This is a genomic window from Parageobacillus thermantarcticus (genome assembly GCF_900111865.1).
GTDB lineage: Bacteria > Bacillota > Bacilli > Bacillales > Anoxybacillaceae > Parageobacillus > Parageobacillus thermantarcticus.
In genome coordinates this window covers 38257-51974 of the sequence record NZ_FOJS01000004.1, presented here as the reverse complement: position 1 = coordinate 51974, position 13718 = coordinate 38257, and the positions used below count along the sequence as shown (strand labels likewise).

The window sequence follows — 13718 nt, the reverse complement described above, 5'->3', positions numbered from 1 at the left end:
GAAGAGTCACCTTTTTTCTGTTTATGGTATAATTTTTGCAAATGATTTCGTTAAGGAGAAAAGCCATGGTTCACGAATTATTGCAGCAGGCGAAATGGCGCATTATTGACCAGTCGCATTTCGGCCCGATGTTTGACGCAAAACAGTCGTTTGCGATCGATGATACACTTTGTACATCGGTAGGAAAAGGGATGTCCGATCCGGTCGTTCGCACATGGGTTCATTACAATACAGTTGTGTTAGGGATTCAAGATACGAAGCTTCCCCATTTGCGTGACGCCGTGTCATTTTTAAAAACGCAAAAATACAACGTTATCGTCCGTAATTCGGGGGGGCTTGCCGTCGTGCTGGACGATGGAGTGCTTAATATATCGCTCATTTTTCCAGAAACGACGAAAGCGATTGATATTAATCAAGGATATGAAGCGATGTGGCAGCTGATACAGGCGATGTTTTCGGATTACAGCAAGGCGATTGAAGCAAGAGAAATCGTTGGTTCGTACTGTCCGGGAAGCTACGATTTAAGCATTGCCGGAAAAAAATTCGCCGGCATTTCGCAGCGGCGCGTGCGCGGTGGCGTTGCGGTGCAAATTTATTTATGCATCAACGGCAGCGGCTCGGCGCGCGCGGAGTTGATCCAACGATTTTACGAACTTGGGTTAAAAGGAGAGACGACGAAGTTTGCATACCCAACGATTGTTCCGAGCACGATGGCATCGCTTTCTGAATTGCTTAACGAAGAGTTAACGATATCGTCAGCCTTACTTTTATTGTTTCGCGCGCTGCAATCGTTTGGCGGCGAACTTTATTCGTCCGCTTTGACGGCAGAGGAGTTATCGTTATACGAATATTATTGGGAGCGGATCGTCAACCGGAATGAGAAGTCGTTGATAACGCAATAAACGGCTGCCTCGTTAAAAACGGGCAGCCGTTAGTTATTCTGCGATTTTTTCCAAATTTCCGTTTTGGTCCATTCGGAATTTAAGCGCTTGTCGCTCTTCTTCCTCTTGCAAGACAAGCTTGCGGGCTCTATTGATAATTCTTACCAATGTTTCATAATCTTCTTGAATCGTCGAAGAGTTTTCTTCCAATTTGGCAATTTTCTTTGCCAATTCTTCATTTTTCGCGCGCATTTCTTCATTTTCTTTTCGTAAACGCTCGTTTTCTTTTACTAATGATTCGTGATCACGATGAACTTTTTTGAATGTTTGTAAAAAGGAGATCACGTGATCGAGCGTTATGGACGACGTCTCATTGGAAGAAGGTACAACCGCTGGCAATTGGACGATTTCTCCTATTTCTTCCAAAGAAGGAACAGGTGGATTGTACAAGCGCTTTTTGCGTGCCGCTTGCTGCTTTCCGAGAAGCCGTTGCCGTTCTTTCCGCTGCCGCTTGGCTAGTTGCAGCGCTTGTTCATAGCGCCGGCGGACGACGGCATTCCAGCGGAATCCGCAGGCGGCGGACGTTCGGTTTAATTTATCGCCGACTTCTTCAAACGCGTTCAGCTGCGTGCTTCCTTCCCGCACGTGCCGCAGCACCGTTTCTGCTAATAGTAAATCATCTTCTTCTGTCCATGCATCTTGACGTTGTTTCATCATTCTCAACTCCCTTTTTCTTATTTGCTAGTAGAAGCATGGACAAAAATAGGAAGTTTTATACTATTTTTTAGTTTCCATGAATAAAAAGTTGCAAGAGTTGCTGATTAACTCCGAGATTTTGTCTAAAAAGAAGCGGCAGAAAGCAGTTTGATTTTCCTAATCGAAATTCGCTGGAGCGAGAGCGAATTTTTACACAATAATCACGGATTGACAAGGGGTGCTTCCTATGTAGAGGAAAACTTGTTAAATTTTTTTGTGTGAAACATAGATGAGGGAAACGAGAGTGAGTAAGCAAACTTGCATTGCCAGTAAAGAAGCGTTAGAATACACGTTAGTGCATAAATCTGCCGAGCGAAGAGAAAGGGTGACGAGAGATGGCGAATGAATTTCGCGTCTGCGCCGATTGCAAAGCGCCGAATTTAAAAACGTTGATTCCGCGTTTAAAAAAGCTTGACCCAAACGCGACGATTAAAATCGGTTGCCAGTCGTACTGCGGTCCCGGCCGCAAAAAAACGTTTGCGTTTGTCAATAACCGTCCAGTCTCCGCGCTGACGGAAGATGAGCTGATCGAAAAAATTGCCGAAAAATTGAAGAAAAGCTAAAAAATCGCCTTCATAATTTTTAGGAAGAAGGTGATTTTTTGTTTCTATATTTAGGAAATAATGATAGATAAATGAGGAAAAATCGAGTATTTTTTTATCGCCGAAAACGGCTTATAATAGATTCAGTCAGAAATGGAAGAGGGGATAACATGGCATATCCCGGCGGGCAGCTGAGCGAGGAAAAAGTATTTAAAGATCCTGTTCATCGATATATACACGTTCGCGACAAAGTCATTTGGGATTTAATCGGAACGAAAGAGTTTCAGCGATTGCGCCGCATTAAACAGCTCGGCACGACATATTTGACGTTCCACGGCGCCGAGCATAGCCGCTTCAACCATTCCCTTGGCGTCTATGAAATTATTCGCCGCATTATTGACGATGTGTTCGTCGGCCGCGAACATTGGGACCATAGCGAACGGCTTCTTTGTTTATGCGCGGCGTTGTTGCACGATTTAGGACACGGGCCGTTTTCTCATTCGTTTGAAAAAGTGTTTCGGATTGATCATGAAGATTTCACCCAGGCGATTATTTTAGGGGATACGGAAGTGAACGCCGTGCTTCGCCGCGTGAGCGACGATTTTCCGAAAAAAGTGGCGGAAGTCATTGCGAAAACGTATCCGAATAAGCTTGTCGTCAGCTTAATTTCGAGCCAAATTGACGCCGACCGAATGGACTATTTGTTAAGGGACGCGTATTATACCGGCGTCAGTTATGGCAATTTTGACATGGAGCGGATTTTGCGCGTCATGCGCCCGCGCGAAGACCAAGTCGTCATCAAGAGGAGCGGCATGCATGCGGTGGAAGACTATATTATGAGCCGCTATCAAATGTATTGGCAAGTTTATTTCCATCCAGTGACGCGCAGCGCCGAAGTCATTTTAACGAAAATTTTGCATCGCGCAAAAAAGCTGTATGAAGAAGGATACAACTTTCAAACGAAGCCGATCCACTTTTATTCGTTCTTTGCCGGAAAAGTGGATTTGCAAGATTATTTAAAGCTTGATGAAGCGGTCATATTGTTTTATTTCCAGCAGTGGCAAGACGAGCGTGATGAGATTTTAAGCGACCTTTGCCGCCGTTTTGTGAATCGCCATTTATTCAAATATGTCGAATTTAATCCAACGAATGAACAGATGACAAAGCTGATCGAACTGACAAGCTTGTTTAAAAAAGCGGGCATTGATCCGGAATATTATTTAGTTGTCGATTCTTCGTCCGATTTGCCGTACGATTTTTACCGTCCGGGCGAAGAAGGGGAGCGGCTGCCGATTTATTTGCTGATGCCGAACGGAGAGCTTCGCGAGCTGTCGCGGGAATCGGTGCTTGTCGATGCGATTTCCGGAAAACGGAGAACCGACCATAAACTATATTTTCCAGCTGATTTTATTTACGACTTTTCGACGAAGCGAACAACAAAGAAAAAAATTATCGAAATTTTAGAGGGTTAGGAGATGACGGGGAGTGTTCACTGAACATGCAAAGGTGATGAAGGCGTTGGCGGCAGCTGGGGAAATCGTCGGCCGCAAAAAGCTGCAAAAAATGATTTATATCGCGAAAAAATTGCAATTTCCGTTTTACGAGAAATTTGACTTTCATTTTTATGGGCCGTACTCCGAAGAGTTAACGTGCCGTGTGGAGGAACTTTGTAATTTAGGATTTTTGCATGAAGTAAAAGAAAAAAAAGGCGGCTATTTCCAATACCGCTACACGCTGACGGAAGCGGGAGAGCAGTTTTTAAACCATTATGATATCAAGATGCCCCATCTACAAGAATGCATGCAAGATATGAACGAGCAAAACTCGCGATTTTTAGAGCTCGTCTCGACGGTGCTTTATTTTGAGCATTTGACGAAAGAAGAAGTGAAAGAAAAAGTGTTTTTATTAAAAAGCAAGCAGCGGTATACAGAAGAAGAAATTGAGCAGGCATATATGTACATAGAGAAATTGCGCGCCAAAGTAAAAAACGAAGTCCACGCATGACGGGACTTCGTTTTTTATGCCTGTTAATGCGGCAAAAAGGCAAGTTGATAGAAGAAAAGGACGGCGAAAATGTAAACGAGCGGATGCACTTCGCGCCATTTGCCGCGCGTGATTTTTAACAGCGGGTAAGAAATGAAGCCGAGCGCGATTCCTGTTGCGATGCTTGAAGTGAGCGGCATGCTTAAAATAATCAGGAACGCCGGGAACGCTTCATCTAATTGATCCCATTGAATGCGGGCGATGCTGCCCATCATTAAGCTGCCGACGATAATAAGCGCCGGCGCGGTAATCGCGGCGATGCCGGAGACAGCGCTGACAAGCGGTCCGAAAAAGGCGGATAAGGCAAATAATATCGCGACCGTCAGCGCGGTAATTCCGGTGCGCCCTCCGGCAGCGACACCTGAGGAAGATTCGATGTAAGCGGACGTTGGGCTAGTGCCGAACATCGCGCCGATCGTCGTTGCGACGGAATCGGCAAGCAACGCTTCGCGGGCGCGCGGCATCGTTTTTCCTTTCATCAGCCCGGCTTGCTGGGCGACGCCGATCATCGTTCCCGTCGTGTCGAAAATCGTCACAAGCAAAAAGGAAAACACAACGGCATACAATCCGTAATGGATGACATCGCCGATCGCAGTAAACGGATTGGCGACGACTAGCCCTTCCGGCAGTGATGGCATGGAAACGAAGCCTTTATCAAATTTTAATTGGCCGGTGAAATAAGCAATCACTCCGGTGATGACCATCCCGAAAAAGAGCGCGCCGTTGACGCCGAGCGACATAAGCACGAGCGTCACCGCCAAGCCGATGAGCGTCAACACCGCCGATGGCGAATGCAAATCACCCAATGCGACTAAGTTTTGCGGATGCGCTTGAATAATCCCGGTTAAACGAAGGCCAATAAAAGCGATAAACAAGCCGATTCCCGCAGTAATGCCGTGTTTTAAATTTTCCGGAATCGCTTCGATCAGCTTGCTGCGAAACGGCGTCAGCGACAAAATGACAAAAAGGATTCCGGCAACGAACACGGCCGAGAATGCGACTTCATACGAAATATTGCCGTGCGATCCGACGACGGAGTAGGCAAAATACGCGTTTAATCCCATCCCCGGCGCGATCGCGATCGGATAGTTCGCAAATAACGCCATCCATAGCGTTCCGATGATCGTCGCGATAATCGTTGCGGTGAACACTTGGGAAAACGGAACACCGGCATCCGACAATACGACAGGGTTTACGACGATGATGTACACCATCGTTAAAAACGTCGTACATCCGGCGATGATTTCTGTTTTTACGTTCGTGTTATGTTTCGCCAAATCGAACATCGTTTACCTCCAAAATACGAACATTTTGAATTACACATATAATAATATTCGTTTTTTAGAAAATTTGCAATGAAAAAAGCAAGGAACGATAAAAAGTTCCTTGCTTGCGCACTTATTATTCGTCGCTTAAACGTTTTCCGGCGATCGCGTAATGGTTTTTCGACATTTCTTCAATAAACACGACAATTTTGTCTTTCGAGGCGCCTGTTGTTTCGGCGACCGCTTCTGTCACTTTTTCAACAAGCGCCTTTTTCTGCTCGTCCGTGCGTCCCTCGAGCATTTTGATTGTAACGTAAGGCATGGGTTGTCCTCCTTTTGCGCGTCGTTTGTCGCGTTTATTATATCATGAAAAAGGGAACTCCCGTCCACTTTTTCCGTATAATCATGTATACTAATTAATAAACGATTAATGGAAAAAAGGAGCTAAAAAGAGTGGAACATTTATTGCCTTATTCGTTTCAAGAGATTCCATATGTGTTCATGGCGCTCGCGATTGCTTTTTCGGTTCATGAATTTGCCCATGCGTACGTCGCTTATAAGTTCGGCGACCCGACGGCAAAAAACGAGGGAAGGCTGACATTAGCCCCGCTTGCCCATCTCGATTTGCTTGGCACATTGCTTATTTTTCTTGCCGGGTTCGGCTGGGCAAAGCCCGTTCCGGTGAATCGGCTTAACTTTGCCAATCCGCGCCTTGCCGGGATTCTTGTGTCGGCTGCGGGGCCTTTCAGCAATCTTCTTCTTGCCGCGCTCGGATTTCTTGTGTGGTATAGCATGGTTCGTTTCGGCGTGATGGCGGCGATTCCCGATTGGTTTGCCGCGGGGTTCGATTTGTTCTTTCAAATTTTTATTAGCTTAAATGCGGTGTTGTTTATCTTTAACTTGCTTCCATTTCCGCCGCTCGACGGTTACCGGATTATCGAGGATTTGGCGCCACAAGGCGTTCGCGCAAAAATGACGCAGTGGGAAAGTTATGGGGCGCTCCTTTTTCTGATTCTTGTGTTGACGCCGCTTGACCGTTATACGATACAGCCGCTTTTCAATGTGGCGATTCCGTTTGTCTTGGAAAACTTGCAATCCTTTTTTTCTGCATTATTCTTTTAAATCATGAAGGGGGCGTTTAGATGGAGAAAAAAAAGAAAAATATCGGATTTAATATCATTAAAGATGACCCGACGGACGGCCACGGCGGGTTTGGCGCGGGAGTGTTAAGTTTGGAAAATGTTTCACCGGTCATTATTGATGTCGAAGCGGGGGAAGCGTTCGTCGATATGGGAGCGATGCATGCCCGGAGCGTCGTGGAACGGGGAATTAAATTTACGCCGAATCGCGAGGAAGTGCCAAACGGAAAGCCGTATTGGATCGTATGGGTGACGATTGAGCGAAAAGAAGAAGGTCCGTATTATGCCGGGGTAACGGCGTGCGAAATGACAGTCGACCGGGAGGCGCGCCGCGGCTATAAGCTGCTTCCAGAGCATGTGAATCGTTTAGATAAGTCACTGAAGCATCGTATTATCGTCGATCATATGGACGAAAAATCAAAACGGGTGCTTGCCGACTTTTTAAAACAACACGATATCGAAATGTGGAATCGTTCGAGCGAGGAATTGAGAAAAGGATTGGAAGGCGGAGAATAAAAAGGAGAGAAAACCACTGCTTTCATTAATTTCCATATATGTGACGTTTTTGTGAACGTCATATGGCGAGTACTTGTCGTTTCGTAGGAAACAAGGTAAACTAAAGCTGCATGTATAACACAATAAAACTAGGACAAGGAACCCCCCAAGCGAGACCGCTTGGGGGGTTCCTTTTAAAACCAAGGAAACCATTTTTCAAACCAATTTTTCTTTTCTTCCGTATCCTTTGATTTTTTGCGATGCAAATGGTCGGTGCAGTAGTCGGTCGGTTCTGTGCCGGCGATATAATAAGTGAGGCGTTTTACCGGGCATGATTTTGTCGCGAGCTTGCCGTTGTCCGGGTCGACATAGACGCCGACGACCCCTTTTGTTGGTTTCCATTTTTTCTTTGGCTTTCCTCGTAAACTTTCTTCCATAAACTGCACCCAAATTTGTTTTGCATATTGTTTCTCCGCGATTTTATCCATCGTTTCCCCGCGGTCGTAGCCGGTCCATACCCCGGCAACTAGCTGCGGGGCAAACCCGATCATCCAGCTATCCGTTTCGGTCGTTCCTGATTTTCCCGCATACGGGCGTGTGATCTGTTTGCGAATCGATTGCCCGGTGACGGTCGTGTAGTCGTTTAACTTCGGGTCGAACATGCCCGTCATCAGCTGGGCCGTTACGTATGCGGCGTCCGGATCGAGCGCCTGCTTGCTTGATCGTTTATATTCGTAAATCGTTTCTCCTTTATGATTGACGACTTTTTTTATAAAAACCGGCTCGACTTTTTTGCCGTTGTTGGCAAATGCGCTGTAAGCTTTCACCATGTCGATCACTTTCACCGGCGACGTACCGAGCGCCAGGGAAGGCACCGCTTTTAATTTGCTTGTAATGCCAAGTTTTTTCGCCGTTTCGACAAGTTTGTCCTCGCCGATAAATAAGTGCGTTTTGACGGCGAATACGTTATCCGACAAGGCGATTGCCTGAGCGAGCGTAATCTCCTCATTCGCATAGTAATCATTATAGTTATGCGGGGTATATGTGGACTTGCCGTTATCAAACGTAAACGTCGTCAGTTCGCTTCGCATTTGCGTCGATGGCGTGAATCCTTGCTGAATGGCCGCATAATAAAGAAACGGTTTAAATGTCGAGCCCGGCTGCCGCTCCGCTTGCACGGCGCGGTTAAACGGGCTTTTATCATAATTTCGGCCGCCGACGAGCGCTTTTACTTCTCCCGAACGCGGATCCATCGCGACAAGCGCAACTTGAATGTTCGAACGAGGGTCAATGATGTCATCAATTTTTCGTTCGGCAATTTCTTGCATTTTTGGATCAAGCGACGTATACACGCGCAATCCGCCCGTTTCGATCATGCGTTCATCTAGCCCTAATTGATTGCGCAGCGCATATTTCACCACATCTTGAAAATAAGGGGCGATTTTTTTCTTTTTTGCCTCGTGATGGCGGAAATAAACAAGCGGTGTTTGATACGCTTGTTCCGCTTCTTTTTCGCTGATGTATCCGGCTTTGGCCATCGACGAAAGCACCGTTTTTTGCCGCGCTTTCGCCCGCTTTTCGTCAATAAATGGCGAATAATAATACGGGCCTTTCGGGATTCCGGCCAGCATCGCCGCTTCGCTTAATGTCAGCTTTTTTGCCGGCTTTCCGAAATAATAATGGGAGGCCGCTTCGATTCCGTAAGCGCCATGGCCGTAGTAAATGGTGTTTAAGTATCCTTCTAAAATTTGCTTTTTGCTGTAATTCGCTTCGAGGCGAATCGTATATAACGCTTCTTGCAATTTTCGCGTCCATGTTTTATCGTGGTTTAAAAATAAATTGCGCGCGTATTGCTGGGTAATGGTGCTTGCTCCTTGCACTTTCGCCATCGCCTTTATATTCGCGACAACGGCGCCGATAATCCGCTTTATATCAAAGCCGTGATGTTCATAAAATTTCCGGTCTTCTACAGCGATCGTTGCCTGTATGATATAGGGGGATATATCATCAATGTCCACCCAGTAGCGCGTTTGCCCGTTATCGCTTTCGCCGATTTTCGAGCCGTCATCCGCGTAAAAAATCGTCGTTTGCGGAACGGCTAGAGGCGGGGCCCCTTTTAGTTTGGCGAACGCGATTAAACCGGCAAGCATAACGGCGAAAAAGATTGCTAGGATCAAACTGATGAAGACGAACGCCCGAATGTATTTCCACGTTCCGCGAAACCGGCTGCTTGGCATGATTTCCAACGTCCATCACCTCATGATCGTATTTGTATTAGTATGAAAAAATTTTTTCTATTTTAAACATTTTTCTATCAAGTTTCACTTGCATTTTTGCTAGATTGCTCTATACTTTTTCATGTTTGGTTTTTTCTTCGCTAGGGAAAGATGAAAGTAGCGTTTGTATATAGCTGAAACGTGTAAAGAAAGGGTGTTGAACATGGAATTATGGTTTACAGAAAAGCAAACAGAGCACTTTGGCATTACAGCGAGAATTAAACGCACTTTACATACAGAGCAAACCCCGTTTCAAAAGCTGGACATGGTCGAGACAGTGGAATTCGGCAATATGCTTATTTTAGACGGAATGGTCATGACAACGCAAAAAGATGAATTCGTGTACCACGAAATGGTTGCGCACGTTCCGCTTTTCACCCATCCGAATCCGGAAAACGTGCTTGTCGTTGGCGGCGGTGACGGCGGTGTTATTCGCGAAGTGTTGAAACACCCGAGCGTAAAAAAAGCGACATTAGTAGAAATTGACGGAAAAGTCATTGAATGTTCGAAAAAATATCTTCCGGAAATCGCCGGCAAGTTAGATGACCCGCGTGTAGAAGTAAAAGTCGACGACGGCTTTATGCACATCGCAAAAAGCGAAAACGAATATGACGTCATTATGGTCGATTCGACAGAACCGGTCGGTCCGGCCGTCAACTTATTTACGAAAGGCTTTTATGCCGGCATCGCCAAAGCGCTGAAAGAAGATGGCATTTTCGTTGCGCAAACGGACAACCCTTGGTTTAAAGCGGATTTAATCCGCAACGTCTACCGCGACGTGCGCGAAATTTTCCCGATCACGCGCCTATATACGGCAAACATCCCGACATATCCAAGCGGGTTATGGACGTTTACGATCGGTTCGAAAAAATACGATCCGCTTGAAGTGAGCGACGAACGTTTCCATGACATCGATACGAAATATTACACGAAAGAGCTTCATAAAGCTTGTTTTGTTCTGCCGAAATTTGTCGCTGATTTATTGAAATAGGGGAGGGCGCGAAAATGCGATTTGATGAGGCGTATTCGGGCAATGTCTTTATTAAAAGCCATCCGGATTTTGCGGAAAGCGAAGCGGTCATTTACGGGATGCCGATGGACTGGACGGTAAGCTACCGGCCTGGTTCCCGCTTCGGCCCGACGCGCATTCGCGAAGTGTCGATCGGATTGGAAGAATATAGTCCGTATTTGGATCGCGAACTTGGGGAAGTAAAATATTTTGATGCGGGCGATATTCCACTTCCGTTCGGGAACGCGCAGCGCAGCTTGGACATGATCGAAGATTTCGTGGATAAAATTTTAGCGGCCGATAAATTCCCGCTCGGCATCGGCGGCGAGCATCTCGTTTCGTGGCCGGTCATTAAAGCGGTGTATAAAAAATATCCTGATTTAGCGGTCATCCATATGGACGCCCATACCGATTTGCGCGAACAATACGAAGGAGAGCCGCTTTCCCATGCGACGCCGATTCGCAAAGTCGCGGAGCTCGTGGGTCCGACAAACGTATTTTCGTTCGGCATTCGTTCAGGCACGAAAGAAGAGTTTCAATGGGCGAAAGATAACGGGATGTACATCGCGAAGTTTGAAGTGCTCGAGCCGTTAAAAGAAGTGCTTCCGAAGCTTGCCGGCCGCCCTGTCTATGTCACGATTGATATCGACGTTCTTGACCCTGCCTGCGCGCCGGGAACGGGCACGGTGGACGCCGGCGGCATTACGTCGAAAGAATTGTTGGCGGCGATTCATGAAATCGCCAAATCGAACGTCCGCGTCGTCGGAGCCGATTTGGTGGAAGTAGCTCCGATCTATGACCATTCGGAACAAACCGCCAACACGGCAAGCAAGCTCATTCGCGAAATGATTCTCGGTTGGGTGCAAAAACGCAACGCGTAAGCTGGCGCAGCAAAAAGCGTTCCTTCTGGATGGCGAGATTGTTTCGTATCCACTGGTTGCAGCGAAAATTTTTTACGGTGATTGCGTTTATGATGAACGTGTTGCAAAGCAGAATAACGCACTGGAGGCGGCTTCTTTCAAAAGGGAGCCGCTTTTTCTTGTTTGCTGGCAACCGATGTTGAAGCCTCTTGAACATTAGGAAATGATTCCATTATACTTAATAAAGTTATTACTCTTGTTTTTGATCGTAAGGGTGTGTCCTTGATGGAAAAGCAAACCGGAATCCCTATTCGCCTTAAGCAAATTACCGATATTCGCGACGGAGTTCGCAAAGAAACGGTCGCTTTAGAAACAGAAGGATTTTGCTACGTAAAAGAAAATGCCGTCTATTTGCAATTTACCGAACAGCAAGAGCTAGGCCAAATCAACACGGTTGTGAAAATAACGGATCGCGAAGTTGTCGTGATGCGGTCCGGAGCGGTTCGGATGCGCCATGTCTTTCGCAAAACCGAAGAGACAACCGGGCAGTACGATACTCCGTTCGGACAGTGGACGATGAAAACGAAAACGGACAATATCGAATTTCGCTATAATGAAAAAAGAAAACAAGGGCACCTGTTTTTATCGTATCAATTGGAAATGCAAAACGAACAGGCAGGACGCCATGCGATGACGATTATGTTTAAGGAGGCACGATTATGAATATTGTCGAACAAATGAAGGAACGCATGAAAGAGGAAATTAAACGCGCTGTCGTAAGCGCAGGGCTTGCCAAGGAGGAAGAAGTGCCGGACGTCATTTTAGAAGTGCCGAGAGAAAAAGCGCATGGGGATTATTCGACAAATATGGCGATGCAGTTGGCGCGCATTGCCAAAAAACCTCCGCGCACGATTGCTGAAGAAATCGTCAAGCATTTCGATCAAACAAAAGTGGCGGTGGAAAAAATCGACATTGCCGGTCCGGGTTTTATTAATTTTTATATGGATAACCGTTATCTTGCGGAACTCATTCCGATGATTATTCAAGCAGGCGCATCTTACGGTGAAACAAATGTCGGAAAAGGGCAAAAAGTCCAAGTGGAGTTTGTTTCCGCGAATCCGACCGGGGACTTGCATTTAGGGCATGCGCGCGGCGCGGCGGTCGGCGATTCTTTATGCAACATTCTAGAAAAAGCCGGGTTTGACGTAACGAGAGAATATTATATTAACGATGCCGGAAACCAAATTTACAATTTGGCAAAATCGGTGGAAGCCCGCTATTTCCAAGCGCTTGGGATCGATAAAGAAATGCCGGAAGACGGCTATTACGGCGACGATATTGTCGAAATCGGGAAAAAGCTCGCCGAGGAGCATGGCGATAAGTATGTAAATATGGATGAACAAGAACGTCTCGCTTTCTTCCGCGAGTATGGACTCCGTTACGAATTAGAAAAAATTAAAAAAGATTTGGCAGACTTCCGCGTGACGTTTGACGTTTGGTATTCGGAGACATCTTTATATACGAGCGGGAAAATTAATGAAGTGCTCAACATATTGCGCGAACGCGGACATATTTACGAAAAGGACGGCGCGACATGGTTCCGTTCGACAACGTTTGGCGACGACAAAGACCGCGTCTTGATTAAACAAGACGGCACGTATACGTATTTGTTGCCGGATATCGCCTATCATCAAGACAAGCTGCGCCGCGGTTTTACAAAAATCATTAACATTTGGGGCGCGGACCACCACGGTTATATTCCGCGCATGAAGGCGGCGATTGAGGCGCTTGGCTACGATCCTGACGCGCTCGAAGTCGAAATCATTCAGTTGGTTAATTTGTATCAAAACGGCGAGAGAGTAAAAATGAGCAAACGGACCGGAAAAGCGGTGACGATGCGCGAATTGATGGAAGAAGTCGGCATTGACGCGACGCGTTACTTCTTTGCGATGCGCTCAAGCGACACTCATTTAGACTTTGATATGGATCTTGCCACGTCGCAGTCGAACGAAAACCCGGTGTACTACGTGCAATACGCCCATGCGCGCGTCTGTAGCATCCTTCGCCAAGGGGAAGAACTTCAGTTATCGTACGAAGGCGATTTGCAGCTTGATTATGTCCAAACGGAAAAAGAAATCGAGCTATTGAAAAAACTAGGCGAATTTCCAAGCGCTGTTTCGGAGGCGGCGCTCAAGCGGATGCCGCACCGCATTACCGGCTATGTTTTTGAGTTAGCGTCAGCGCTGCACAGCTTTTACAACGCCGAAAAAGTATTGGATCCGGAAAACGTTGAAAAAAGCCGCGCGCGGCTGGCGTTGATGAAAGCCGTCCAAATCACGTTGCAAAACGCTTTAGCACTCATTGGGGTATCCGCTCCAGAAAAAATGTAGAAGACGAAAGACCGGTTTTGCGGCCGCGACCATGGTGAAGCGTCGCAAGCTAATGGCTTGGA

The 13718-nt window shown here is 46.6% G+C and carries 14 protein-coding genes; 10 read left to right on the top strand and 4 right to left on the bottom strand.

The annotated features are described in order from the left end of the window. Window positions 1-65 precede the first annotated feature (65 nt). A complete protein-coding gene (gene lipL / locus BM278_RS04345) occupies window positions 66-902 on the top strand; it encodes an octanoyl-[GcvH]:protein N-octanoyltransferase (protein ID WP_090948127.1) in 837 nt (278 codons plus the stop codon). A 33-nt stretch (window positions 903-935) separates the two neighbouring features. Here lipL and BM278_RS04340 read toward each other — a convergent pair whose 3' ends face one another. Beyond that, complete coding sequence (locus BM278_RS04340; protein WP_090948193.1) at window positions 936-1595, bottom strand: RsfA family transcriptional regulator; 660 nt, start codon at window positions 1593-1595, stop codon at window positions 936-938. 377 nt (window positions 1596-1972) lie between these two features. On the opposite strand from BM278_RS04340, the gene BM278_RS04335 reads away from it, so the two are divergent. The 3 genes from BM278_RS04335 (at window position 1973) to BM278_RS04325 (ending at window position 4183) form a co-directional block, all read left to right on the top strand. Further along, the gene (locus tag BM278_RS04335) at window positions 1973-2200 is read left to right on the top strand and encodes a YuzB family protein (RefSeq protein WP_003253753.1); all 228 of its coding nucleotides are present in this window, start codon (window positions 1973-1975) and stop codon (window positions 2198-2200) included. 149 nt (window positions 2201-2349) lie between these two features. Beyond that, on the top strand, window positions 2350-3651 hold the full coding sequence (locus tag BM278_RS04330) for an HD domain-containing protein (RefSeq protein ID WP_090948126.1): 1302 nt from the start codon (window positions 2350-2352) through the stop codon (window positions 3649-3651). Window positions 3652-3664: 13 nt separating this feature from the next. Beyond that, window positions 3665-4183, top strand: a complete 519-nt coding sequence (locus BM278_RS04325) for a YwgA family protein (protein ID WP_090948125.1) — start codon at window positions 3665-3667, stop codon at window positions 4181-4183. A gap of 23 nt (window positions 4184-4206) precedes the next feature. Here the strand turns inward: BM278_RS04325 and BM278_RS04320 are convergent, their stop codons facing one another. Both BM278_RS04320 and BM278_RS04315 read right to left on the bottom strand, forming a co-directional pair. Beyond that, window positions 4207-5508, bottom strand: a complete 1302-nt coding sequence (locus BM278_RS04320) for an NCS2 family permease (RefSeq protein ID WP_090948124.1) — start codon at window positions 5506-5508, stop codon at window positions 4207-4209. A gap of 115 nt (window positions 5509-5623) precedes the next feature. Continuing rightward, on the bottom strand, window positions 5624-5809 hold the full coding sequence (locus BM278_RS04315; RefSeq protein WP_064552831.1) for a 2-hydroxymuconate tautomerase: 186 nt from the start codon (window positions 5807-5809) through the stop codon (window positions 5624-5626). Between the two features lie 131 nt (window positions 5810-5940). Here BM278_RS04315 and BM278_RS04310 point away from each other — a divergent pair, with 131 nt between their 5' ends. Both BM278_RS04310 and BM278_RS04305 read left to right on the top strand, forming a co-directional pair. Further along, the gene (locus BM278_RS04310; RefSeq protein ID WP_090948123.1) at window positions 5941-6609 is read left to right on the top strand and encodes a site-2 protease family protein; all 669 of its coding nucleotides are present in this window, start codon (window positions 5941-5943) and stop codon (window positions 6607-6609) included. 20 nt (window positions 6610-6629) lie between these two features. After that, complete coding sequence (locus tag BM278_RS04305; RefSeq protein WP_090948122.1) at window positions 6630-7142, top strand: YwhD family protein; 513 nt, start codon at window positions 6630-6632, stop codon at window positions 7140-7142. Between the two features lie 173 nt (window positions 7143-7315). Here the strand turns inward: BM278_RS04305 and BM278_RS04300 are convergent, their stop codons facing one another. Next, window positions 7316-9367 (bottom strand): transglycosylase domain-containing protein, encoded by a 2052-nt coding sequence (locus BM278_RS04300; RefSeq protein WP_090948121.1) that lies wholly within the window; start codon window positions 9365-9367, stop codon window positions 7316-7318. A 193-nt stretch (window positions 9368-9560) separates the two neighbouring features. On the opposite strand from BM278_RS04300, the gene speE reads away from it, so the two are divergent. The 4 genes from speE (at window position 9561) to argS (ending at window position 13656) form a co-directional block, all read left to right on the top strand. Beyond that, window positions 9561-10388 carry a polyamine aminopropyltransferase gene (gene speE / locus BM278_RS04295; protein WP_090948120.1) on the top strand — a complete coding sequence of 276 codons (828 nt, stop codon included), beginning with the start codon at window positions 9561-9563 and terminating at the stop codon, window positions 10386-10388. Between the two features lie 14 nt (window positions 10389-10402). Then, the gene (speB, locus tag BM278_RS04290; RefSeq protein WP_090948119.1) at window positions 10403-11287 is read left to right on the top strand and encodes an agmatinase; all 885 of its coding nucleotides are present in this window, start codon (window positions 10403-10405) and stop codon (window positions 11285-11287) included. A 264-nt stretch (window positions 11288-11551) separates the two neighbouring features. After that, complete coding sequence (locus tag BM278_RS04285) at window positions 11552-11989, top strand: YwiB family protein (protein ID WP_090948118.1); 438 nt, start codon at window positions 11552-11554, stop codon at window positions 11987-11989. After that, complete coding sequence (gene argS, locus BM278_RS04280; RefSeq protein WP_090948117.1) at window positions 11986-13656, top strand: arginine--tRNA ligase; 1671 nt, start codon at window positions 11986-11988, stop codon at window positions 13654-13656. Before BM278_RS04285 ends, argS begins: the two co-directional genes overlap by 4 nt. Window positions 13657-13718: the final 62 nt, after the last annotated feature.

Coding starts and splice junctions, on each gene's coding strand:
- BM278_RS04285 (WP_090948118.1), top strand. CDS start 11,552: ATGGAAAAGCAAACCGGAATCCCTATTCGCCTTAAGCAAATTACCGAT.
- BM278_RS04320 (WP_090948124.1), bottom strand. CDS start 5,508: ATGTTCGATTTGGCGAAACATAACACGAACGTAAAAACAGAAATCATC.
- BM278_RS04340 (WP_090948193.1), bottom strand. CDS start 1,595: ATGAAACAACGTCAAGATGCATGGACAGAAGAAGATGATTTACTATTA.
- BM278_RS04305 (WP_090948122.1), top strand. CDS start 6,630: ATGGAGAAAAAAAAGAAAAATATCGGATTTAATATCATTAAAGATGAC.
- argS (WP_090948117.1), top strand. CDS start 11,986: ATGAATATTGTCGAACAAATGAAGGAACGCATGAAAGAGGAAATTAAA.
- lipL (WP_090948127.1), top strand. CDS start 66: ATGGTTCACGAATTATTGCAGCAGGCGAAATGGCGCATTATTGACCAG.
- BM278_RS04315 (WP_064552831.1), bottom strand. CDS start 5,809: ATGCCTTACGTTACAATCAAAATGCTCGAGGGACGCACGGACGAGCAG.
- BM278_RS04335 (WP_003253753.1), top strand. CDS start 1,973: ATGGCGAATGAATTTCGCGTCTGCGCCGATTGCAAAGCGCCGAATTTA.
- speB (WP_090948119.1), top strand. CDS start 10,403: ATGCGATTTGATGAGGCGTATTCGGGCAATGTCTTTATTAAAAGCCAT.
- speE (WP_090948120.1), top strand. CDS start 9,561: ATGGAATTATGGTTTACAGAAAAGCAAACAGAGCACTTTGGCATTACA.
- BM278_RS04330 (WP_090948126.1), top strand. CDS start 2,350: ATGGCATATCCCGGCGGGCAGCTGAGCGAGGAAAAAGTATTTAAAGAT.